The 20,574-nt window shown below is 70.5% G+C and carries 15 protein-coding genes; 12 read left to right on the top strand and 3 right to left on the bottom strand.

Annotation, left to right across the window (positions count from 1 at the left end; all coding sequences use genetic code 11):
* Positions 1–128 precede the first annotated feature (128 nt).
* From AB0C46_RS36295 to AB0C46_RS36265, 7 genes are all read left to right on the top strand, one after another.
* Entirely contained in the window at positions 129–3,029 is a 2,901-nt protein-coding gene (locus tag AB0C46_RS36295) for an EAL domain-containing protein (RefSeq protein WP_362833319.1), read from the top strand.
* Between the two features lie 207 nt (positions 3,030–3,236).
* On the top strand, positions 3,237–5,108 hold the full coding sequence (locus AB0C46_RS36290) for an acetolactate synthase large subunit (protein WP_362833276.1): 1,872 nt from the start codon (positions 3,237–3,239) through the stop codon (positions 5,106–5,108).
* A gap of 40 nt (positions 5,109–5,148) precedes the next feature.
* On the top strand, positions 5,149–5,673 hold the full coding sequence (ilvN, locus tag AB0C46_RS36285) for an acetolactate synthase small subunit (protein WP_018087233.1): 525 nt from the start codon (positions 5,149–5,151) through the stop codon (positions 5,671–5,673).
* 102 nt (positions 5,674–5,775) lie between these two features.
* Positions 5,776–6,774 (top strand): ketol-acid reductoisomerase, encoded by a 999-nt coding sequence (gene ilvC, locus AB0C46_RS36280; RefSeq protein WP_362833274.1) that lies wholly within the window; start codon positions 5,776–5,778, stop codon positions 6,772–6,774.
* Positions 6,775–7,032: 258 nt separating this feature from the next.
* Positions 7,033–8,625 (top strand): phosphoglycerate dehydrogenase, encoded by a 1,593-nt coding sequence (gene serA / locus AB0C46_RS36275; protein ID WP_362833273.1) that lies wholly within the window; start codon positions 7,033–7,035, stop codon positions 8,623–8,625.
* 301 nt (positions 8,626–8,926) lie between these two features.
* Positions 8,927–9,586, top strand: a complete 660-nt coding sequence (locus tag AB0C46_RS36270) for a PRC-barrel domain-containing protein (RefSeq protein ID WP_362833272.1) — start codon at positions 8,927–8,929, stop codon at positions 9,584–9,586.
* A gap of 147 nt (positions 9,587–9,733) precedes the next feature.
* A complete protein-coding gene (locus AB0C46_RS36265) occupies positions 9,734–10,333 on the top strand; it encodes a TetR/AcrR family transcriptional regulator (RefSeq protein WP_362833271.1) in 600 nt (199 codons plus the stop codon).
* A 95-nt stretch (positions 10,334–10,428) separates the two neighbouring features.
* On the opposite strand, the gene AB0C46_RS36260 is transcribed toward AB0C46_RS36265, so the two are convergent.
* A complete protein-coding gene (locus AB0C46_RS36260) occupies positions 10,429–11,799 on the bottom strand; it encodes a helix-turn-helix domain-containing protein (protein ID WP_362833270.1) in 1,371 nt (456 codons plus the stop codon).
* Positions 11,800–12,061: 262 nt separating this feature from the next.
* On the opposite strand from AB0C46_RS36260, the gene AB0C46_RS36255 reads away from it, so the two are divergent.
* Positions 12,062–12,988 carry a proline dehydrogenase family protein gene (locus tag AB0C46_RS36255; RefSeq protein WP_362833268.1) on the top strand — a complete coding sequence of 309 codons (927 nt, stop codon included), beginning with the start codon at positions 12,062–12,064 and terminating at the stop codon, positions 12,986–12,988.
* A 243-nt stretch (positions 12,989–13,231) separates the two neighbouring features.
* Complete coding sequence (gene pruA, locus AB0C46_RS36250; RefSeq protein WP_362833267.1) at positions 13,232–14,863, top strand: L-glutamate gamma-semialdehyde dehydrogenase; 1,632 nt, start codon at positions 13,232–13,234, stop codon at positions 14,861–14,863.
* Between the two features lie 65 nt (positions 14,864–14,928).
* Here pruA and AB0C46_RS36245 read toward each other — a convergent pair whose 3' ends face one another.
* The gene (locus AB0C46_RS36245; RefSeq protein WP_362833266.1) at positions 14,929–15,585 is read right to left on the bottom strand and encodes a Uma2 family endonuclease; all 657 of its coding nucleotides are present in this window, start codon (positions 15,583–15,585) and stop codon (positions 14,929–14,931) included.
* Positions 15,586–15,948: 363 nt separating this feature from the next.
* On the opposite strand from AB0C46_RS36245, the gene AB0C46_RS36240 reads away from it, so the two are divergent.
* Positions 15,949–16,080, top strand: coding sequence for a hypothetical protein (locus AB0C46_RS36240; protein WP_088800221.1), 132 nt, complete (start codon positions 15,949–15,951; stop codon positions 16,078–16,080).
* 160 nt (positions 16,081–16,240) lie between these two features.
* On the opposite strand, the gene AB0C46_RS36235 is transcribed toward AB0C46_RS36240, so the two are convergent.
* Positions 16,241–17,848 carry a fibronectin type III domain-containing protein gene (locus AB0C46_RS36235; protein ID WP_362833264.1) on the bottom strand — a complete coding sequence of 536 codons (1,608 nt, stop codon included), beginning with the start codon at positions 17,846–17,848 and terminating at the stop codon, positions 16,241–16,243.
* A 129-nt stretch (positions 17,849–17,977) separates the two neighbouring features.
* On the opposite strand from AB0C46_RS36235, the gene AB0C46_RS36230 reads away from it, so the two are divergent.
* Positions 17,978–19,018 carry a 3-isopropylmalate dehydrogenase gene (locus AB0C46_RS36230; RefSeq protein ID WP_362833263.1) on the top strand — a complete coding sequence of 347 codons (1,041 nt, stop codon included), beginning with the start codon at positions 17,978–17,980 and terminating at the stop codon, positions 19,016–19,018.
* 365 nt (positions 19,019–19,383) lie between these two features.
* Entirely contained in the window at positions 19,384–20,472 is a 1,089-nt protein-coding gene (locus tag AB0C46_RS36225) for a branched-chain amino acid aminotransferase (RefSeq protein ID WP_362833261.1), read from the top strand.
* The last annotated feature ends 102 nt before the right edge of the window (positions 20,473–20,574 follow it).

The raw sequence follows: 20,574 nt of genomic DNA, 5'->3' as shown, positions 1-20,574 counted from the left end.
CGATGGACGAGTAGCGAGAAGCACGATCCACGAGCGCCCGCGGGAATACTGCGAGGCCCCCAGGAGCACCGCTCGCGACGGCGCCCGGTGCGGGTGAGCGGGAGAATCCGGTGAGCGCCCCCGGGGCGATGCTCTCCAGGCCACCGGCGCCGGCCGGCAATCCGCCGAGCGCGGTGCCGCAGGTCGTGCTGGCCGTGCTCTGCGGCGGCTATGCCATCGGCGCCGCGTGCGGCTGGGGGTCGCCCGAAGTCGCCGCCATCATGGGGGACTTCGGCCTCAGTTTCGCGGCGTTCCTGGCGGCCGTCTCCTGCGGGCTGTACGCACGCAAGCGCCGCAGCCGGTTCCGTCCGGCATGGATGCTGTTCGCCGCGTCCTCCGGGATGGCCGGTCTCGGCAACGGCGTATGGGGCTGGTACGAGGTCATCGAAGGGGTCACGGTACCCAGCCCCTCCCTCGCCGACTTCTGCTTCCTGCTGTTCGCGCCGCCGGCCATCGTGGGCCTGCTGGTGCTCGCCAAGAGGCCGGTGACCAGGGCCGGTTGGGTCTGCCTGGGCCTCGACTCCTGGCTGATCGCAGGGTCGCTGGTCACCCTCTCATGGAGCCTCGCGCTCGCGCACACCGCCCATTTCCAGGGCCGCAGCGTGGCGCAGAGCGCACTGTCGCTGGCCTATCCGCTGCTGGACATCGTGCTGGTGAGCATGGTGCTCGCGCTGCACTTCCGGCGCTCCTCGGTGCACCGCTCGGCGATCAACACCGCGGTCGCGGCGCTGGCGTTGACGGTGCTGTGCGACGCCCTGTTCAGCTCGCCGCTGCTGCGCGAGCATTACCGCTCCGGCCAGATCCTGGACGCCGGATGGTTCGCCGGCTCGATGCTGCTGGCCTACGCGCCCTGGGTCGCCCGCCGCGCGGGTGAGGAGTGCACCGAGGAGGACGTCAAACCCGCCGCCCGCCGGGTCCAGCCGCACGGCAGCCGCCCCATCGCGGGCTCGCTCGCCGCGCTGACCCCGTATCTCGCCGCCGCCGTCTGCACGCTGGGCATCCTCACCAACGTCCTGGACGGGCGGCGCATCGACCGCGTGGTGCTCTTCACCGGCTGCACGGTCGTCCTCGCGCTGGTCGTCCGCCAGGGCATCATGCTGCTCGACAACATCACGCTCACCCAGGAACTGGCGCAGAAGGAGAACCACTTCCGCTCCCTGGTGCAGGGCTCCAGCGACGTCATCATGATCGCCGCCCCGACCGGTGTGCTCCGCTATGTGAGCCCGGCCGCCGCCGGTGTCTACGGCCGCGACGCCGAGGAACTGGTCGGCTCCGAGCTGGCCTCGCTGATCCACCCCGAGGACCTGGGCCGGGTGGTGCACGAGGTCCGCAGATTCCTCGCCGCGGCCCCCGAGGACGAACCGACCACCCGTATCGAATGCCGCTTCCGCGCCGGCGAGCAACGCTCCGGCGGCGACGGCTGGCTGAACGTCGAATCCACGGTCAACCGCCACCACGGCGGCCTGATCTTCAACTCCCGCGATGTCACCGAACGCGTCCGGCTGCAGGCCCAGCTCCAGCACAACGCCTCGCACGACGCGCTCACCGACCTGCCCAACCGCGCGCTGTTCACCGAACGCGTCACCCAGGCCGTCACCGGCCGCCGGGCCAGCGACCACGACACCGCCGTGCTCTATATCGACCTCGACGGCTTCAAGCAGGTCAATGACACCATCGGCCATCAGGCGGGCGACGAACTGCTGGTGCAGGCGGCCCGCAGGCTCGCCGACTCGGTGCGCTCCGGTGACATAGCGGCGCGGCTGGGCGGCGACGAGTTCGCCGCGCTGATCACCGGCGACGGCACCCGCGACCGGGCCGCCCGTGAGTTCCGCATCCACGAGATCGCCGACCGGCTGCGCATCAAGCTCTCCGAGCCGTACCGCATCGACGGGCGGGACGTGCGGGTGGCGGCCAGCATCGGCGTCGCCTTCGCCGACCTCGGGGTGAGCCCCGCGGGCCTGCTGCGCAACGCCGACCTCGCGATGTACCGCGCCAAGCAGGCTGGCAAGGGCCGGGTGGAGCTCTACGCCCCGCAGATGCAGAACGAGGTCGCGCACCGCGCCGAGCTCGCCGGCAAACTCCGTACGGCCCTGAACGACGGCGCGTTCGCGCTGCTGCACCAACCGGTGGTGGAGCTGGCGACCGGACGGGTCACCGCGGTCGCGGCACACGCCCGCTGGCGCTCCGCCCAGGGCATTCTCTTCACCCCGGCCGAGTTCCTGCGGGTCGGCGACCGCGGCCGGCTCGCCGACGACGGCGACCGCGCCGCGGAGCTGGACCGCTGGCAGCTGGAGGAGGCCGTCGAGCAGGCCGCGGCGCGCCACCGGGCCGGCTATCCGGTCCCGGTCGCGGTCCGGCTCTCCGCCCGCCGGCTGCTGGACCACGCACTGTCCCCCAAGGGCGTCGAGTCGCTGCTCACCCGGCACGGACTGCCCTCGCGCGCGCTCGTCGTGGAACTGTCCGAAAGCGATCCCCGTATCCCGCTGGACGACCTGGAGCGCCGGCTGGTCGCGCTGCGCCGACTGGGCGTACGGATCGCCCTCGACGGCTTCGGCAGCGGGTACGCCGCCATCAGCGCGCTGCGCCGGCTCCCGGTCGACGTACTGCGGCTGGACCGCGGGCTGGTGGACGGTGTGGTGGAGTCCGCCCGGCTGCACAAGATCACCGCGGGGCTGCTGCGGATCGCCGGCGACCTGGGCATGCAGTCCGTCGCGGACGGCGTCGATCTGCCCGAGCAGGTCCTCGCGCTGCGCTCCATGGGCTGCACGCACGGGATGGGCACGGCGTTCTCCGGGCCGCTCGACGAACACCGGCTGCGGCGGTCCCTGACGCATGCCCACTATCCGGTGCCGGACCTGGCGGGCCAGGGGCGCGCGGTGGTGCTCACCGGCAGCGGTCTGCCCGGCCGACAGGGCGGTCCCGTCGGTCCGGAATCGCTCGTGCATCCGCCATTGCGCTCAAATAGTGAGACCTCCGTCCCACCCACTTGACACTCGGTGCACGGCGGGGGGAGGGTCAGTGCCATGCGCACCCGAATTCTCGTACTTGGAAAGCGCGTCGGCTGAAGCTGGTCCCTGACGAAACCAGCTCATCGCACCGACGCGCTCCCCTCGCTTGCCACTTGGCACGGGGGGTTTTTTGTTGCACAGCAACCTCACAAATCCCGTCAAAACCCTCAGCTTCGAGAAGAGACGCAGATGACCGAGCAGGCCTCCGGGGCCCACCATCCGCAGCCGCGGGCCCGTAACGCCGGCGGACCGCAGCAGCCCGCCACCGTCGAGCACGTCACGGGTGCGCAGTCCCTCATCCGTTCGCTCGAGGAGGTCGGGGCCGACACCGTGTTCGGCATCCCCGGCGGTGCGATCCTTCCCGCGTACGACCCGATGATGGACTCCTCGAAGGTCCGGCACGTCCTGGTGCGCCACGAGCAGGGCGCCGGCCACGCCGCTACGGGATATGCGCAGGCCACCGGCAAGGTCGGTGTGTGCATGGCGACCTCGGGTCCGGGTGCCACCAACCTCGTCACCCCGATCGCCGACGCCCACATGGACTCCGTCCCGCTGGTCGCGATCACCGGCCAGGTCGCGTCCAAGGCGATCGGCACGGACGCGTTCCAGGAAGCGGACATCTGCGGCATCACGATGCCGATCACCAAGCACAACTTCCTGGTCACCGACCCGGCCGAGATCCCGCGGACGATCGCCGAGGCGTTCCACATCGCGGCCACCGGCCGTCCCGGCCCGGTCCTGGTCGACATCGCCAAGGACGCCCTCCAGGCGCAGACCACCTTCGTCTGGCCGCCGCACACCGAGCTCCCCGGCTACCGCCCGGTGACCAAGCCGCACGCCAAGCAGATCCGCGAGGCCGCCCGGCTGATCGCCGAGTCCAAGCGCCCGGTGCTCTACGTCGGCGGCGGGGTGATGAAGGCCGGTGCCACCGCCGAGCTCAAGGTGCTCGCCGAGCTGACCGGCGCCCCCGTCACCACCACTCTGATGGCCCTGGGCTCCTTCCCCGACAGCCACCCCCAGCACGTCGGGATGCCCGGGATGCACGGCTCGGTCACCGCCGTCACCGCGCTGCAGAAGTCGGACCTGCTGATCACCCTCGGCGCCCGTTTCGACGACCGGGTCACCGGCAAGCTGGACTCCTTCGCGCCGTACGCCAAGGTCGTGCACGCGGACATCGACCCGGCGGAGATCGGCAAGAACCGCGCCGCGGACGTCCCGATCGTCGGGGACGCCCGCGAGGTCATCGCCGACCTGATCGTCGCCGTCCAGGCCGAGCACGAAGCCGGCCACAAGGGTGACTACAGCGCCTGGTGGAAGGACCTCAACCGCTGGCGCGACACCTACCCGCTCGGCTACGACCTGCCGGAGGACGGCAGCCTCTCCCCGCAGCAGGTCATCGAGCGGATCGGCAAGCTCGCCCCCGCCGACACCATCTACGCCGCGGGCGTCGGCCAGCACCAGATGTGGGCCGCCCACTTCATCGGCTACGAGCAGCCCTCCACCTGGCTGAACTCCGGTGGCGCCGGAACGATGGGCTACGCGGTCCCCGCCGCGATGGGCGCCAAGGCCGGGCAGCCGGACCGTACGGTCTGGGCGATCGACGGCGACGGCTGCTTCCAGATGACCAATCAGGAACTGGTCACCTGCGCGCTGAACAACATCCCGATCAAGGTCGCGATCATCAACAACGGCGCGCTGGGCATGGTCCGCCAGTGGCAGACCCTGTTCTACAACCAGCGCTACTCCAACACCGTGCTGCACAGCGGCCCCGAGTCCAACGGCCTGGTGACGGCGGGCAAGGCCAGCGGCGGCACCCGCGTCCCGGACTTCGTGAAGCTGTCCGAGGCCATGGGCTGTGTCGCGATGCGCTGTGAGGACCCGGCGGAGCTGGACGCGGTCATCGCCAAGGCCAACGCCATCAACGACCGCCCGGTCGTGATCGACTTCATCGTCCACGAGGACGCCCAGGTGTGGCCGATGGTCGCCGCCGGCACCTCCAACGACGAGGTCATGGCCGCCCGGGGCGTGCGTCCCGACTTCGGCGACAACGAAGACGACTGAGCCCAGGACGTCACGGACGCACGGAAGAAGAGAGAAGACCATGTCCAAGCACACGCTCTCCGTCCTGGTGGAGAACACCCCCGGCATCCTCGCCCGGATCGCCGCCCTGTTCTCCCGCCGCGGCTTCAACATCGACTCCCTCGCGGTCGGTGTCACCGAGCACCCCGACATCTCCCGTATCACCATCGTGGTCAGCGTCGAGTCGCTGCCGCTGGAGCAGGTCACCAAGCAGCTCAACAAGCTCGTCAACGTCCTGAAGATCGTCGAGCTGGAGCCGGGCTCCGCCATCCAGCGCGAACTGGTCCTGGTCAAGGTCCGCGCCGACAACGAGACCCGCTCGCAGATCGTCGAGATCGTCCAGCTCTTCCGCGCCAAGACCGTCGACGTCTCGCCCGAGGCCGTCACGATCGAGGCCACCGGATCCAGTGAAAAGCTGGAGGCGATGCTCAAGATGCTGGAGCCGTACGGCATCAAGGAACTGGTGCAGTCCGGAACCATCGCCATAGGCCGCGGCGCCCGGTCCATCACCGACCGCTCGCTGCGCGCGCTGGACCGTACGGCCTGACCGCCGCGGTCCAACCGGACCGTATGGCGAGACCCACCGCCCTTCCCCACCCCGCCCGACGTACTGTGTGGGCACCCCGCTAGATCCAAGGAGATACCCGAAGTGGCCGAGCTGTTCTACGACGACGATGCCGACCTGTCCATCATCCAGAACCGCAAGGTCGCGGTCATCGGCTACGGAAGCCAGGGCCACGCCCACGCGCTGTCGCTGCGTGACTCGGGCGTCGATGTGCGGGTCGGTCTGCACGAGGGTTCCAAGTCCAAGGCCAAGGCCGAGGAGCAGGGCCTGCGCGTGGTGACGCCGGCCGAGGCGGCCGCCGAGGCCGACGTCATCATGATCCTGGTGCCGGACCCGATCCAGGCCAAGGTCTACGAGGAGTCCATCAAGGACCACCTGAAGGACGGCGACGCGCTGTTCTTCGGCCACGGTCTGAACATCCGCTACGGCTTCATCAAGCCCCCGGCCAACGTGGATGTCGCCCTCGTGGCCCCCAAGGGCCCGGGCCACCTGGTCCGCCGCCAGTACGAGGAAGGCCGCGGCGTGCCGTGCATCGCGGGCGTCGAGCAGGACGCCTCCGGCACGGCGTTCGCCCTGGCGCTCTCGTACGCCAAGGGCATCGGCGGCACCCGCGCCGGCGTCATCAAGACCACCTTCACCGAGGAGACCGAGACCGACCTGTTCGGTGAGCAGGCCGTGCTCTGCGGTGGCGCGTCGGCGCTGGTCAAGGCCGGCTTCGAGACCCTGGTCGAGGCGGGCTACCAGCCCGAGATCGCGTACTTCGAGTGCCTCCACGAGCTGAAGCTGATCGTGGACCTGATGTACGAGGGCGGCCTGGAGAAGATGCGCTGGTCGGTCTCCGAGACCGCCGAGTGGGGCGACTACATCACCGGCCCGCGGATCATCAACGAGAACACCAAGGCCGAGATGAAGAAGGTGCTCGCCGAGATCCAGGACGGCACCTTCGCCAACAACTGGATGGCGGAGTACAACGCCGGCCTGCCGAAGTACAACGAGTACAAGAAGGCCGACGAGGACCACCTGCTCGAGACCACGGGCAAGAAGCTCCGCAAGCTGATGAGCTGGGTGGACGACGAGGCGTAAGCCCGAGGACAGGGGGTCGCGGCGGAAGCTGCGGCCCCCTCGTCCATGGCGCCCCGCGGCGCCTTGTCCGCCACGTAGAACCACGCACGGGTGATCCTTCCGCATCGGCACAGGACGCGCCCCCCACCGCCACTACACTGCCAAGCACAAGCGCGTCAGGCTCACAGCGTCGTGCGTCTTCCACGCGGCATGCCCCCTTCACCGCCTTCGGCCGTCGGGACGGCCGTCCGCGAAGGACTAGTGAGGACTGAAGACCACGTGAGCTCGAAACCTGTCGTACTGATCGCCGAAGAGCTGTCGCCCGCCACGGTCGACGCCCTCGGCCCGGACTTCGACATCCGGCACTGCAACGGCGCGGACCGCGCCGAGCTGCTCCCCGCCATCGCCGACGTCGACGCCGTCCTCGTGCGCAGCGCGACGAAGATCGACGCCGAGGCCATTGCCGCCGCCAAGAAGCTGCGGGTCGTCGCCCGCGCGGGCGTGGGCCTGGACAACGTCGATGTCTCCGCCGCCACCAAGGCCGGCGTGATGGTCGTCAACGCCCCGACCTCCAACATCGTCACCGCCGCCGAGCTGGCCTGCGGTCTGCTGGTCGCCACGGCCCGCAACATCCCCCAGGCCAACACCGCCCTGAAGAACGGCGAGTGGAAGCGCAGCAAGTACACCGGCGTCGAGCTCAGCGAGAAGACCCTCGGCGTGGTCGGCCTCGGCCGGATCGGCGTCCTGGTCGCCCAGCGGATGTCGGCGTTCGGAATGAAGGTCGTCGCCTACGACCCCTACGTCCAGCCGGCCCGTGCCGCGCAGATGGGCGTCAAGCTGCTGACCCTCGACGAGCTGCTCGAGGTCGCGGACTTCATCACGGTGCACCTCCCCAAGACGCCGGAGACCGTCGGTCTCATCGGGAACGAGGCGCTGCACAAGGTCAAGCCGTCGGTCCGGATCGTCAACGCCGCGCGTGGCGGGATCGTCGACGAGGCGGCGCTGGCCAGCGCGCTGAAGGAGGGCCGGGTGGCCGGCGCGGGCCTGGACGTCTATGCGACCGAGCCCTGCACCGATTCGCCGCTCTTCGAGTTCGACCAGGTCGTCGCCACCCCGCACCTCGGTGCCTCGACGGGTGAGGCACAGGAGAAGGCCGGTATCGCGGTCGCCAGGTCGGTGCGGCTGGCGCTGGCCGGTGAGCTGGTGCCGGACGCGGTCAACGTCCAGGGCGGGGTGATCGCCGAGGACGTCAAGCCCGGACTGCCGCTGGCCGAGCGCCTCGGCCGGATCTTCACCGCACTGGCCGGCGAGGTCGCCATGCGCCTCGATGTCGAGGTGTACGGCGAGATCACCCAGCACGACGTCAAGGTGTTGGAACTCTCCGCGCTCAAGGGCGTCTTCGAGGACGTCGTGGACGAGACGGTGTCCTACGTCAACGCCCCGCTGTTCGCGCAGGAGCGCGGTGTGGAGGTGCGGCTGACGACCAGCAGCGAGTCGCCTGAGCACCGCAATGTGGTGACTGTGCGCGGCACCCTCGCGGGCGGCGACGAGGTCTCGATCTCCGGCACGCTCGCCGGGCACAAGAACATCCAGAAGGTCGTCGCCGTCGGGGAACACTCCATCGACCTGGCGCTCGCCGATCACATGGCGTTCCTGCGCTACAGCGACCGCCCCGGTGTCGTCGGCACCGTCGGCAGGATCCTGGGCGAGGCGGGTATCAACATCGGCAATATGCAGGTCTCGCGGGCCGATGTCGGTGGTGAGGCGCTGGTCGCGCTGACCGTCGACGACACCATTCCGCCGAATGTGCTCAGCGAGATCGCCGAGGAGATCGGCGCGACCTCGGTGCGCGCGGTGAACCTCGGCGACTGATCGCCAGGTTTTCGCAGGTCAACGGGCCCGGGCTCCGCTTTTGCGGGGTCCGGGCCCGTGTGCGTGCCCGCATCGTACGGCTGCCGTAGCGGTCCGCGACCGGGCGCCCGGCGAGGTCTCATACGCCAACCATTCACCCGGATGGCCTATCCGGGGGTGAGGGTGCGGGGGCCGTCGGCACCGCCGTGGGGCCGCCGGGGCCGTCGGCCGCCGGTCCTCCCGAGTCGCTGGGGAGATGTTCGCGTCGCGCAATGGGAACTGCGCGTGCCCCCGCCGGTGCGTGCGGAAGGAGAGAGACGCCATGAATGCACCCCTGGGTGACGCCCCGCAGAGTCTGACCGGCTTGCACGTGGTCGATGCGGACGGCGCAAAGGTGGGCACGGTCCAGCAGGTCTACCGGGACGATGCCACCAACGAGCCCGAGTGGATCACGGTGCGTACCGGGCTGTTCGGCATGAAGGAGACCTTCATCCCGCTCGCCGGCGCCCGGCGGACCGGCGACGAACTGCATGTTCCGCACGCCAAGGCCACCATCAAGGACGCGCCGCGGATCGACGCCAACGGCCATCTCGACCCCTCCGAAGAAGCCGAGCTCTACCGCCACTACGGGATGACCCGGCCGGGTACGGACCCCCAGGGCACCGCCGACCAGGGCGCACCCACGCCCCGTCCCGGCCCCCGGGCGACAGGAGACACCGCACCGCCCACCCCCACGGGCGGCGAGCGCAACAAGCTGGTCGACGGGCCGATGGCCGGGGCGGGCGCAGGGGCGGGAGCCGGCGCCGGTACGCGGGCCGGACCCGGGGCGGGCGACAGCGGCGACACCGCGCGTGGCAAGGAGCAGACGCCCGAGACCGGCGCCGAGGAGCACGAGAGCGGCCGGACCCACCCGCGCGAGCGGGAAAGGGGGCTCGACGAGGGTACGGGCGGCCGGCGCGAGGGGCCGGACCGGCCGCGGTGACCCGGGTGGGGTCTCCGGAGCGGCGGAGGCCGCGGCCGCGCATCCGGCCCTCCGGTCGCCGCCCTTCGCGGGGCCGCGCCGAGGGCATATACGTACGTCTAAAACGGGTGTCTGGTACGAGCGTATGTGCGGCGATAGGCTGCCCTCATGGGACACCGTGAAGATCTTCTGGAGGGCGCCAAGCGCTGCCTCCTGGAGAAGGGATATGCGCGCACCACCGCCCGCGACATCGTGGCCGCATCCGGCGCCAACCTCGCCTCCATCGGATACCACTACGGCTCCAAGGACGCCCTGATGCGCCAGGCGATCATCGCGTCCAGCGAGGAGTGGGGGTCCGGCGTTGGACAGGTGCCGGCCGCGGACGAGGCGATGCCGGACGGCGGCGATCCGCTGGAGCGGTTCGCCGCGGTATGGGACCTTTTCCTCCAACGGATCACGACGGAGCGGGAGTTCATCGCCGCGCAGGTCGAGGTGCTGGGGCTGCTGCCGCGCGACACGGCCCTGCGCGAGGCGATCGGTGAGGTGCTCCCGGAGGGCGGCGAGGGGCTCGTCGCGATCTTCGAAGGGGTGCCGGACACCGAGGTCGACGCGGAGGCGGCACGCGTCGTCGGCTCCTTCTACCAGGCCCTGCTCACCGGCCTGATGGTCCAGTCGCTGCTCACACCCGACGCCATGCCCTCCGGCCGGGACCTGGCGACGGCGCTGCGCCGGGTCACCGCGGGCGAGGTGCTGACGAAGAAGGAGTGACGTACGCCCCGGCAGCCGGCCGCCGCGCTTCCGGAGCGATCGGTGTGACGCCATGAGCCGCCGGCCGGCTCAAGGCGTCGCGGATCCCGGGCCGTTCACAGCCGCGCCGCCTTGAGGGCCATGTGCAGCAGTAGCCGGTGCTCGCCGTCGTCCAGATCGAGGCCGGTCAGTTTCTCCACCCGGCCCAGGCGGTAGTAGAGCGTCTGCCGGTGGATACCCAGGGCCTGTGCGGTGCGGCTCGCCTGGCCCGCGCAGTCGAGGAACACCTCGGCGGTGCGCGCGAGTTCCGCGTGTGCGGGGGCCAGCAGCGGGCCGATGGCCGGGTCGGGTGCGGTGTCCGGCAGAGCCGTCAGCATGCGGTACGGGCCGATGGCGTCCCATTGGGTGATCGGGCCCAGCCGGGGCTCGGCGTGCGCCGCGCGGGCCGCGTCCAGTGCCTCCCGCCAGGTGGCCGGGAGGTCGGTCAACTCCCTTGTGCCGGCGCCGATTCCGGCGGCGCCCGGCCGGGGTGGCGGAGAGTGCCCGGAGCCTCCGCCGCGCCCGCCACCGCGGGGTGCCTGCCCCGCGGCCGGTCCGGCGGCCGCGCGCGGGGAGCGCAGCAGATGCTCGGCCACCGTGTGGGCCGGGGCGGGCGCGCCGGACGCGCGCAGCCGTACCAGCGCGGCCAGGGCGGGCACCGGCGCCGCGGGCTGAGGCCGGCCGGCGGACCCGGCGCGGCCGTGGTGCCCCGAGCCATGGCGTGCGGCGGGCTCGGTGTCGTCCGCCCCCACGGCCGGACCGTCCGCCGGGCCGCCGCCCGCCGGCAGCGCACACGCCGCGAGCAGGCCCGGCAGGCTCGGCAGCGGCGCGACATCGGTGTCCGAGGTGTCCCAGGGCAGCACCGCGACCAGGGTGAGCGGGGCGCCCGCGGTGAAGCGCAGGCTGTCCCGCAGCGCATCGCGCAGCGCGGCCGCCGCGGCCGGCTGCCCGTCGGGCTGTGCGACCAGCAACTCCCGCAGCAGATCGCCGAGTTCGGACCCGGCGCGGGCCTCGTCGGCCAGCAGCGCACCGATCCGGGCGGCGGTCTCCATCGCCTGCGCGATCCGCGGGTCGGGCGGCGCCCCCCGGCTGCCGAGTTCGAGATCGGTCAGATGCCCGTCGTCCAGCAGCCAGACGTAGCCGTGCACGATGCCCCGATGGCGTACGGGCAGGCAGATACGGCCCCTGAAGACCCCGGCGGCCGGGTCCGGCGGGATGCGCAGCGCGGTCTTGGCGCGGGCGATGCCGAAGGCCTCGAACCAGGCCCGTACCGCCGCCGAGGAGCGGCGCTGGAGGATCGAGCGGGTGCGGACCGGGTCCATCACCTCGTCGTCGTCGCCCTCGTGCGCGCCGAACGCGATCAGGCCGAAATCCCGGTCCTCCAGCGTCGCCGGTGCGCCGAGCGCCGCCGAGATCTCGTCCACGAGCTGCTGGTAGTCGCCCCGCATCGGCCGCCCTGCTCCTCTCCTGGTCGCCGCACCACCGGCACCGCCGGTGTCTCGGACACCTCTCACACCACTGTCACCACTGACACGGTCACCTCACCCCCATTCTCATACATCTGTCTGAGATCCCGACCACGAAGGCGTGACAGCTGTCGATGGCCGGGAAGTAGCGCGATCCTTAAGTTTCAGGTGGCTCAATATTGCCGACGCGTTCGCCCGCCCGGTGTCCGCCCGGTACTTGTCACTCTGATTCGTGGAGGTGCCCATGCTGGGTCCCGTGCTCCTGGCCGCAGCGCGCAGCGACAGCATCCGCCGGCTCGTGGCGGCCGCTCCGGTCACCCGGCCCGTGGTGGACCGGTTCGTCGCCGGCGAGCGCCTGGACGAGTCCATGGCGGCCGTGCGGTCCCTGGCCGCGCGAGGCCTGGAGGTCACCCTCGACCACCTGGGCGAGGACATCACCGACCCGGCCGAGGCGCTGCGCAACCGCGATGCCTACCTCCAGCTGGCCGCGGCCCTCAAGGAGCACGGACTCGGCGTCAAGGCCGAGATGTCGGTCAAGCTGTCCGCTTTCGGGCAGGCGCTGGCCGGCGGCCATGAACTGGCGCTGAAGAACGTCACCCCGGTGGTCGAGGCCGCCGCCGAGGCCGGTACGACCGTGACCCTCGACATGGAGGACCACACCACGGTCGACTCCACCCTCGCGATCCTCGCCGACCTGCGGGAACGCTTTCCCCAGACGGGTGCGGTGCTGCAGTCCTACCTCTTCCGTACCGAGGACGACTGCCATGCGCTCGCCGGGGAAGGCTCCCGGGTGCGGCTGGTCAAGGGTGCGTACAAGGAGCCCGCGACCGTCGCCTTCCAGGACAAGCGGGAAGTCGACAAGGCCTATGTGCGGTGCCTGAAGATCCTGATGGCGGGGGAGGGTTACCCCATGATCGGGTCGCACGACCCGCGGATGGTGGCCATCGCCCAGGAGCTGGCGCACCGCAACGGCCGCAAGCCGGCCGACTACGAATTCCAGATGCTGTACGGCATCCGCGAGGCCGAGCAGCAGCGGCTGGTCGCCGAAGGGCACCGTATGCGGGTCTACATCCCCTATGGCACCGACTGGTACGGCTACTTCATGCGCCGACTGGCCGAGCGCCCCGCCAACCTCGGGTTCTTCCTGAGGTCGCTGGCGACCCGCGGCTGACGGCCGGGGGCCCGGCCGGGGTCCCGGGGGCCATCCCCCGGGAGACGGCAGCCTGAGGTCGCCGGCGACCCGCGGCTGATCGCCTCGCGCCCGATCGCCCCGCGGAGGCGGGCGCGGGTGGATGCTGGAAGCCGGGGGGATGATCCCGGACGGCGCCGCCTGCAGCCGCCCACCCGAAGCGGCCGCGGCCGCACCACCGACGTACGAAAAGCGACGAGCGAAATCGAAGGAGACACGGCCGCTATGGACGCTGTGACCCAGGTCCCCGTGCCGGTGAACGAGCCGGTCCACACCTACGCCCCCGGCAGCCCGGAGCGTTCCCGCCTGGAGGCCAAGCTCAAGGAGCTGGCCGGCAACCCGATCGAGCTGCCGATGACCATCGGCGGCGAACGACGGATGGGCGGCGGCGAGCGCTTCGACGTCGTGCAGCCGCACAACCACTCCGCCCGTCTCGGCACGTACGCCAACGCCACGGTCAAGGACGGCCAGGACGCGGTCGACGCCGCGCTGGCCGCCGCCCCGGCCTGGCGCGCGCTGTCCTTCGACGACCGCGCCGCGATCATCCTCAAGGCCGCCGACCTGCTCTCCGGCCCCTGGCGCGAGACGATGGCCGCCGCCACCATGCTCGGCCAGTCCAAGACCGCCCAGCAGGCCGAGATCGACACCCCGTGTGAGCTCATCGACTTCTGGCGCTTCAACGTGCACTTCGCGCGCCAGATCCTCGCCGAGCAGCCCCCGGCGAACTCCCCGGGCGTCTGGAACCGCTCGGACCACCGTCCTCTTGAGGGCTTCGTCTACGCGATCACGCCGTTCAACTTCACCGCGATCGCCGGCAACCTCCCGACCGCGCCCGCTCTCATGGGCAACGTCGTCGTCTGGAAGCCGTCCCCGACGCAGACCTACGCCGCCGTGCTGCTGATGCAGCTGCTGGAGGAGGCCGGGCTGCCCAAGGGCGTCATCAACCTGGTCACCGGCGACGGCAAGGACGTCTCCGAGGTGGCGCTGACCCACCCCGACCTGGCGGGCATCCACTTCACGGGTTCGACCAAGACCTTCCAGTACCTGTGGAAGACGGTCGGTCTCAACATCGAGAACTACAAGACCTACCCGCGGCTCGTCGGCGAGACCGGCGGCAAGGACTTCATCGTCGCCCACCCGTCGGCCGACCGCGGCGTGCTGAAGACCGCCATGACCCGTGGCGCCTTCGAGTTCCAGGGCCAGAAGTGCTCCGCCGCCTCCCGCGCCTACGTCCCGGCGTCGCTGTGGAACTCCGGCCTCAAGGAAGAGTTCGCCGCCGAGGTCGACTCCCTCTCCATGGGCGATGTCTCGGACCTGTCGAACTTCATGTCCGCCGTCATCGACGAGCGCTCGTTCGCCAAGAACAAGGCGGCGATCGACCGTGCCAAGGCCGACCCGACCGTCGAGGTCGTGGCCGGCGGTACGTACGACGACAGCGAGGGCTACTTCGTCCGCCCGACGGTCCTGGTCTCCACCGACCCGGAGAACGAGATCTTCAAGGACGAGTACTTCGGTCCGATCCTCGGTGTCTACGTCTACGACGACGCCGACTACGACGCGATGCTCACCCAGATGGAGTCCGCCTCGGCGTACGGCCTGACCGGTTGCGTCATCGCCCAGGACCGTGCCGAGGCGGCCCGCACCTGCGAGCTGCTGCGCTTCGCGGCCGGCAACTTCTACATCAACGACAAGCCGACCGGCGCCGTCGTCGGCCAGCAGCCCTTCGGCGGCGGCCGCGCGTCCGGCACCAACGACAAGGCCGGCGCCAAGCAGAACCTGATGCGCTGGACCTCCACCCGCTCCATCAAGGAGACCCTGGTCCCGCCGACGGACTACCGCTACCCGCACATGGGCTGACGGCCCTGGCGCAGGACGGCGGCCCGGCACCCCTCGCGTGGGGGTGCCGGGCCGTCGGCGTTGCTTCAGGCGTTGCGCGGGGGGCCGGTGATCGCCTCGCCGATGACGAAGCCCTTGGCGGGGCCTTCGGGGATGATCACGTCGATGCCGTACGCCACGCGGTGCACGTCTGTGTAGACCGCCTCGTCGGGGCGGGGCGCGGCGAGCACGGTGACGGTGCCGTGGCCGTCGTAGTCATCGATGAGCACGTAGACGGGGATGCCGGCGCCGGCGTACGCGCGGCGCTTACGTTCCCGGTCACGCTCGATGCCATCGTGACCCGGCGAGACCACCTCCACGATCAACTGGACGGCGGATGCCTTGATGCCGATGCCGTCATCGGTGACATGTGTCTCGGGATCTTCGGGCGCGATGAAGCAGTCGGGGATCCAGACTTTGCGATCGTGGACGACGTTGATGTCTTGGTACGCGGCCCACTCACCCTCGTCCAGGTGCTTGTCGATGGCGCGGCGAAGCAGGTTGGCGATCTGACCGTGTGCAAAGCGTCCGGTGGGCGACACCTCGATGAACCCCTCGATGATCTCGGCGTGAAGGCCCTCGGGGAGTTCCATGGCTTTCCATGTCTGCCACAGGACCTCGTCCACCTCGGGTCCGGCGGGCGTGTCCTCCGGTGTCGTGATCTCCGGCATTGTCACGGGCGCCTCCTGCGCGAGCGCGGTCATGGTGCAGCACCTCCTCCTAAGTGTGGGCGGGCTCGGCCTCATGGCACAAGCGACACCGCCACGCTAGCGAGCGCCGGGAGGGCCGTGACCGGCAAATATCCGGGGATCACTCGTTCGAGCACACGCCCGCCGCCTGCCCGCCGTCTCAGATAGTAGGAAGCCCAAGTAATTGTGCAGACATCACGGCCGAGCTGTCCTAGCGTTGTAGGAGCCGAACGTAACGCTCCATCGAGCGATTGCGGATGCGGCCCCGTGCGCAAGCGCAGGTGACCCCTGCCGTGCCGAGGCCCCCGCGTTTTCCGGCCGCTTCTGGATCGACGCATCCCATTTCTTCTCGGGGCTCTGGCATAGGAGACGTGAATCATGGCTGAGACTGCCGTCCGCAGGACCCGTCACTCCGCCCGTACGACCAGCGACGCCGACCGCCGGAACGCGGCCGCAGCCCTCCAGCGCGCTCTCGACCGCCGGGACAACGGCGGCTCGACCGGGCACTGAGATGCTGCGCGCACGAAGCGGGGCGGTCCTGCCGAGGCAGGCGTCGATGCCCTGCCGCTGCTGCTGGCGGATCCGGCTGTCCGTGGCCCGGTGGCTCTTTCTCTCCTGAACGTGCGGGGCGCCCGGATCCCGGGCGCCCCTGCAGGTGATCGTTCCCCGGCTACTGCGCGGGCGAGCGGGTCACCTCGAAGTGGTCGATGCGCTCGCCGGACTCGGCGAGGGCGGTGACCTTCATCCGCGGGTGGCTGCCCGGTGTGACCTCGACGGCGATGAAGGAGTAGCCGGTGTAGCGGACCCGGGACCACTCGACGGTTTCCTTGGTCTTCTTCTGGCCCTTGGACCAGTGGTAGGTGTCCACGTGGTCGAGGTCCTTGACGTGCCCCTCGTAGCTGTCCGGCACGGGGAAGTCGTAGAGGGCCCGGCCCGCGCCGCCCGCGGTCACGTACACGATGCCCTCGCGGGTGGTGTCCACGCTCGCGCCGATCGGCATCTTCTTGGCGACCCGACCGCTCTTGAGGGCGTCGGTCCGCTCGTAGACGTGGTTGTGGCCGTTGACGACCAGGTCCACCTGGTGCTTGTCGAACAGCGGCAGCCAGGCGTCGCGCACCGCGCCGTCGGAGGCGTGCGAGTTGGTGGTGGAGAAGGCGCAGTGGTGGAAGAAGACCACGAGGAAGTCGATGCCGTCGGCGGCGCGCAGCTCGCCCAGCCGGCGGTCGAGCCAGCGGGTCTGCCGGCCGTCGGTGTAGCCCTGGTTGGCGGGGATCTCGTAGGAGATGTCGTTGGCGTCCAGGGCGACGACGGCGGTGTTGCCGTAGGTGAACGAGTAGACGCCGGGGGCGTTCTCGGCGTCCGGGCCGTTGCCGGGCAGCGTCCAGCGGGCGTTCTGGCCGCCGTAGCCGTTGGGGGAGTACCAGGCCTCCATGTCGTGGTTGCCGGTGGTCACCATCCACGGCACGGACTTGGCCACCGACTCGGTCTGCGCGAGGAACTGGTCCCAGACCCGGGCGTCGTAGGCGTCGTGCTCGGAGCCGTCGCCGTCGGTGTCCGCGTAGCAGATATCGCCCGCGTGCAGGTGGAAGGACGGGTTCTGACCCAGGATCAACTGGTCGTTGGCGAGGGCGTGGTAGCTCACGCCCTGGTCGCCGAAGGCGGTGAAGACGAACGCCTCGGGACGGGCCGGGGCGGTACGGAAGGTGCCGACGGTGGAGAAGTGGCGCGGGTCGGCCGGGTCGAAGCCCTCGTGGCCGACGCCGTAGTAGTACGTCGTCCCCGGGTGCAGCCCGTCCAGCGCGGCGTGCAGGTAGTACTGCTGCACGGCCGGCAGCTTCGCGGACAGCGACGGGGTGTGCAGCGGCCGGACCTCGGCCTCGATCTTGCGCCCCAGGTCCCACGGCTTCAGACCCACCCGCAGATACGGCCGCTTGACCGCGAGCGGCACCTGCCAGCTCACCCGCATCTGGTGCTTGGGGTCGGCGCCGAAGGCCAGATGGCGGCCGAACGGGGCGACCAGCGAACCGTCCACGGCGGCCGTGGCGGGCGAGGACAGCAGGGTGGGCGAGACGCCCTGGGCCGAACCGGCCAGCAGCCCGGAGCCGGCCACCACTCCCGCGGTGGCGGCCGAGGTGCGCAGCAGACCTCTGCGGCTCAGCTTGGTACGGAGGTAGTCATGCTGTTCCGGCATGCTCATCCGGGCCGCCAGCTGCTCCGGGATGCCGACGCGCGGGGTGTGCGAGGGCTGGGGGGCGGCCCCCCGGGTATTTCCAGTCATGCCGCCGAATTTCCCAGCGCGACCCGACCGTTGTGGGGACAGCGGGTGAACGGCAGCTGACCGCCTTCCCATGTGTCCGTATGGCGGACGTTACGTGTCAATCCATGGGACGGAGCGTAGGGTCCAGGCATGTCTCGCAGCATTCGCCTCGCAGTGATCCCCGGTGACGGTATCGGCCAGGAAGTCGTGGCCCAGGGCCTGAAGGTCCTGACCGCGGTCCTCCCGCAGGACGTCAAGCTGGAAACCAAGGAGTACGACCTCGGTGCCCGGCGATGGCATGCGACCGGTGAGACCCTCCCCGACGCGGAGCTGGAGTCGCTCAAGCAGCACGACGCGATCCTGCTCGGCGCGATCGGCGACCCGTCCGTACCCTCCGGTGTGCTGGAGCGCGGTCTGCTGCTCAAGCTCCGCTTCGCCTTCGACCACTTCGTCAACCTGCGCCCGTCGAAGCTCTTCCCGAACACCTCCACCCCGCTCGCCGGCCGCCCCGACATCGACTTCGTGGTGGTGCGCGAGGGGACCGAGGGCCCGTACACCGGCAACGGCGGCTCGCTGCGCACCGGCACCCCCGCCGAGGTCGCCACCGAGGTCAGCCTCAACACGGCCTACGGTGTGGAGCGCGTGGTCCGCGACGCGTACGAGCGGGCCAACTCCCGCCTCCGCAAGAAGCTCACGCTGGTGCACAAGAACAATGTGCTGGTGTACGCGGGCCACATGTGGAAGAACATCTTCGACAAGGTCGGCCAGGAGTACCCCGAGGTCACCACCGACTACCTGCATGTCGACGCCGCGACGATCTTCTTCGTCACCCAGCCCGAGCGCTTCGACGTGATCGTCACCGACAACCTCTTCGGTGACATCCTCACCGACCTCGCCGCGGCCGTCACCGGCGGTATCGGCCTGGCCGCCTCCGGGAACATCAACCCGACCGGCGACTTCCCCTCGATGTTCGAGCCGGTGCACGGTTCCGCGCCGGACATCGCGGGCACCGGTAAGGCCGACCCGACGGCGACGGTCCTCTCCGTCGCCCTGCTGCTGCGCCACCTCGGCTACGAGCCGCAGGCCGCCCGCATCGAGGAGGCCGTGGCCGCCGACCTGGAGGCCCGGGGAGGCTCGGCGCGGAGCACGGACGAGATCGGCGATGCGCTGGTCGCACGGGTAGCGGGCTGAGGCCCCACCGCGCAGACACGCACCACGCACAGCGCCGGGCCGCCTTCAGGGGGCCCGGCGCTGTGCGTGGGCCCGGCCCGGGTCACCGCCCGGCCGGGGTGCGACCATCGGACCCGGACCGCGTACGCGGTTCCGGCGGCGCGGACCCACGGGCGATAATCGGACGTGGCATCGTTGCCCGCGAGGAAACTCGGACGTCCCAGTAACGGCCGGTACGTTCAAGAGGCCTCATGGGCGGCCGCCACAAACCGCACGGTGGGGGCCGAACCCCTTACCCCCGGCCGGAGGGCTGGGCCGGTGATGCTCCCCAGCCGACGCTGGGAGGTACCCCCAGGTATCGCACACGCAGTGAAGGACATGCATTCATGACGACGCCCACGATCGAGCTCAAGCCCTCCTCGCACCCGCTGTCCGACGCGGAGCGGGAGCAGATCCTGGCCGGCCCCGGTTTCGGCCGCCACTTCACCGACCACATGGTGACGATCAAGTGGACGGAGGGCCGCGGCTGGCACGACGGACAGCTGGTGCCGTACGGGCCGCTCTCCCTCGACCCGGCGACCAATGTCCTGCACTACGCCCAGGAGATCTTCGAGGGCCTCAAGGCGTACCGCCGGCCCGACGGCTCCGTCGCCACCTTCCGCCCGGACGCCAACGCCCGGCGCTTCCAGGCCTCCGCACGCCGGCTGGCCATGCCGGAGCTGCCCGTCGAGACCTTCATCGAGGCCTGCGACCTGCTCGTCCAGCAGGACAAGGACTGGGTGCCCGCGCACGGCGGCGAGGAGTCGCTCTACCTGCGCCCGTTCATGATCGCGACCGAGGTCGGCCTCGGCGTGAAGCCCGCCAACGAGTACCTCTTCGTCGTGATCGCCTCGCCCGCGGGCGCGTACTTCGCCGGTGGCGTCAAGCCGGTCTCCATCTGGCTGTCCGAGAACCGGGTGCGTGCCGTCCCCGGCGGCATGGGTGACGCCAAGACCGGCGGCAACTACGCCGCGTCGCTGCTCGCACAGGCCGAGGCCGCCGCGCAGGGCTGCGACCAGGTCGCCTACCTCGACGCCGTGGAGCACAAGTGGGTCGAGGAGCTCGGCGGGATGAACCTGTACTTCGTGTACGGCGACAAGATCGTCACCCCCACCCTGACCGGTTCGCTGCTCGCCGGGGTCACCCGTGACTCCCTGCTGTCCGTCGCCCGCGATCTGGGCTACACGTCGGAGGAGGCCCGGGTCTCCATCGACCAGTGGAAGACCGACACCGCGGACGGCACCCTCACCGAGGTCTTCGCCTGCGGCACGGCCGCCGTGATCACCCCGGTCGGCACGGTCAAGAGCGCGGGCGGCGAGTGGACCCAGTCCGACGGCGAGCCCGGCAAGGTCACGCTGAAGCTGCGCGAGGCGCTCCTGGACATCCAGCGGGGTGTCGCCGAGGACACGCACGGCTGGATGCACGAGCTGGGCTGAGCCCGCCACCGCGCAGGTGCCCGGACAGGACCGAGGCCGCCCCCGACAGCACGGCGGGGGCATGGATCTTCCTTCAGGTATCGGAATAGGCGAGCTGGTCAT

Origin of the sequence: Streptomyces sp. NPDC048637, from assembly GCF_040650675.1 — a bacterium.
GTDB lineage: Bacteria > Actinomycetota > Actinomycetes > Streptomycetales > Streptomycetaceae > Streptomyces.
This window is presented reverse-complemented; position numbering and strand designations above follow the sequence as displayed.

Excerpts from the sequence above, each read along its gene's own strand:
- AB0C46_RS36295 (WP_362833319.1), top strand. The coding sequence starts at position 129 with ATGCTCTCCAGGCCACCGGCGCCGGCCGGCAATCCGCCGAGCGCGGTG.
- AB0C46_RS36290 (WP_362833276.1), top strand. The coding sequence starts at position 3,237 with ATGACCGAGCAGGCCTCCGGGGCCCACCATCCGCAGCCGCGGGCCCGT.
- ilvN (WP_018087233.1), top strand. The coding sequence starts at position 5,149 with ATGTCCAAGCACACGCTCTCCGTCCTGGTGGAGAACACCCCCGGCATC.
- AB0C46_RS36270 (WP_362833272.1), top strand. The coding sequence starts at position 8,927 with ATGAATGCACCCCTGGGTGACGCCCCGCAGAGTCTGACCGGCTTGCAC.
- AB0C46_RS36265 (WP_362833271.1), top strand. The coding sequence starts at position 9,734 with ATGGGACACCGTGAAGATCTTCTGGAGGGCGCCAAGCGCTGCCTCCTG.
- AB0C46_RS36260 (WP_362833270.1), bottom strand. The coding sequence starts at position 11,799 with ATGCGGGGCGACTACCAGCAGCTCGTGGACGAGATCTCGGCGGCGCTC.
- AB0C46_RS36255 (WP_362833268.1), top strand. The coding sequence starts at position 12,062 with ATGCTGGGTCCCGTGCTCCTGGCCGCAGCGCGCAGCGACAGCATCCGC.
- pruA (WP_362833267.1), top strand. The coding sequence starts at position 13,232 with ATGGACGCTGTGACCCAGGTCCCCGTGCCGGTGAACGAGCCGGTCCAC.
- AB0C46_RS36245 (WP_362833266.1), bottom strand. The coding sequence starts at position 15,585 with ATGACCGCGCTCGCGCAGGAGGCGCCCGTGACAATGCCGGAGATCACG.
- AB0C46_RS36240 (WP_088800221.1), top strand. The coding sequence starts at position 15,949 with ATGGCTGAGACTGCCGTCCGCAGGACCCGTCACTCCGCCCGTACGACC.
- AB0C46_RS36235 (WP_362833264.1), bottom strand. The coding sequence starts at position 17,848 with ATGACTGGAAATACCCGGGGGGCCGCCCCCCAGCCCTCGCACACCCCG.
- AB0C46_RS36230 (WP_362833263.1), top strand. The coding sequence starts at position 17,978 with ATGTCTCGCAGCATTCGCCTCGCAGTGATCCCCGGTGACGGTATCGGC.
- AB0C46_RS36225 (WP_362833261.1), top strand. The coding sequence starts at position 19,384 with ATGACGACGCCCACGATCGAGCTCAAGCCCTCCTCGCACCCGCTGTCC.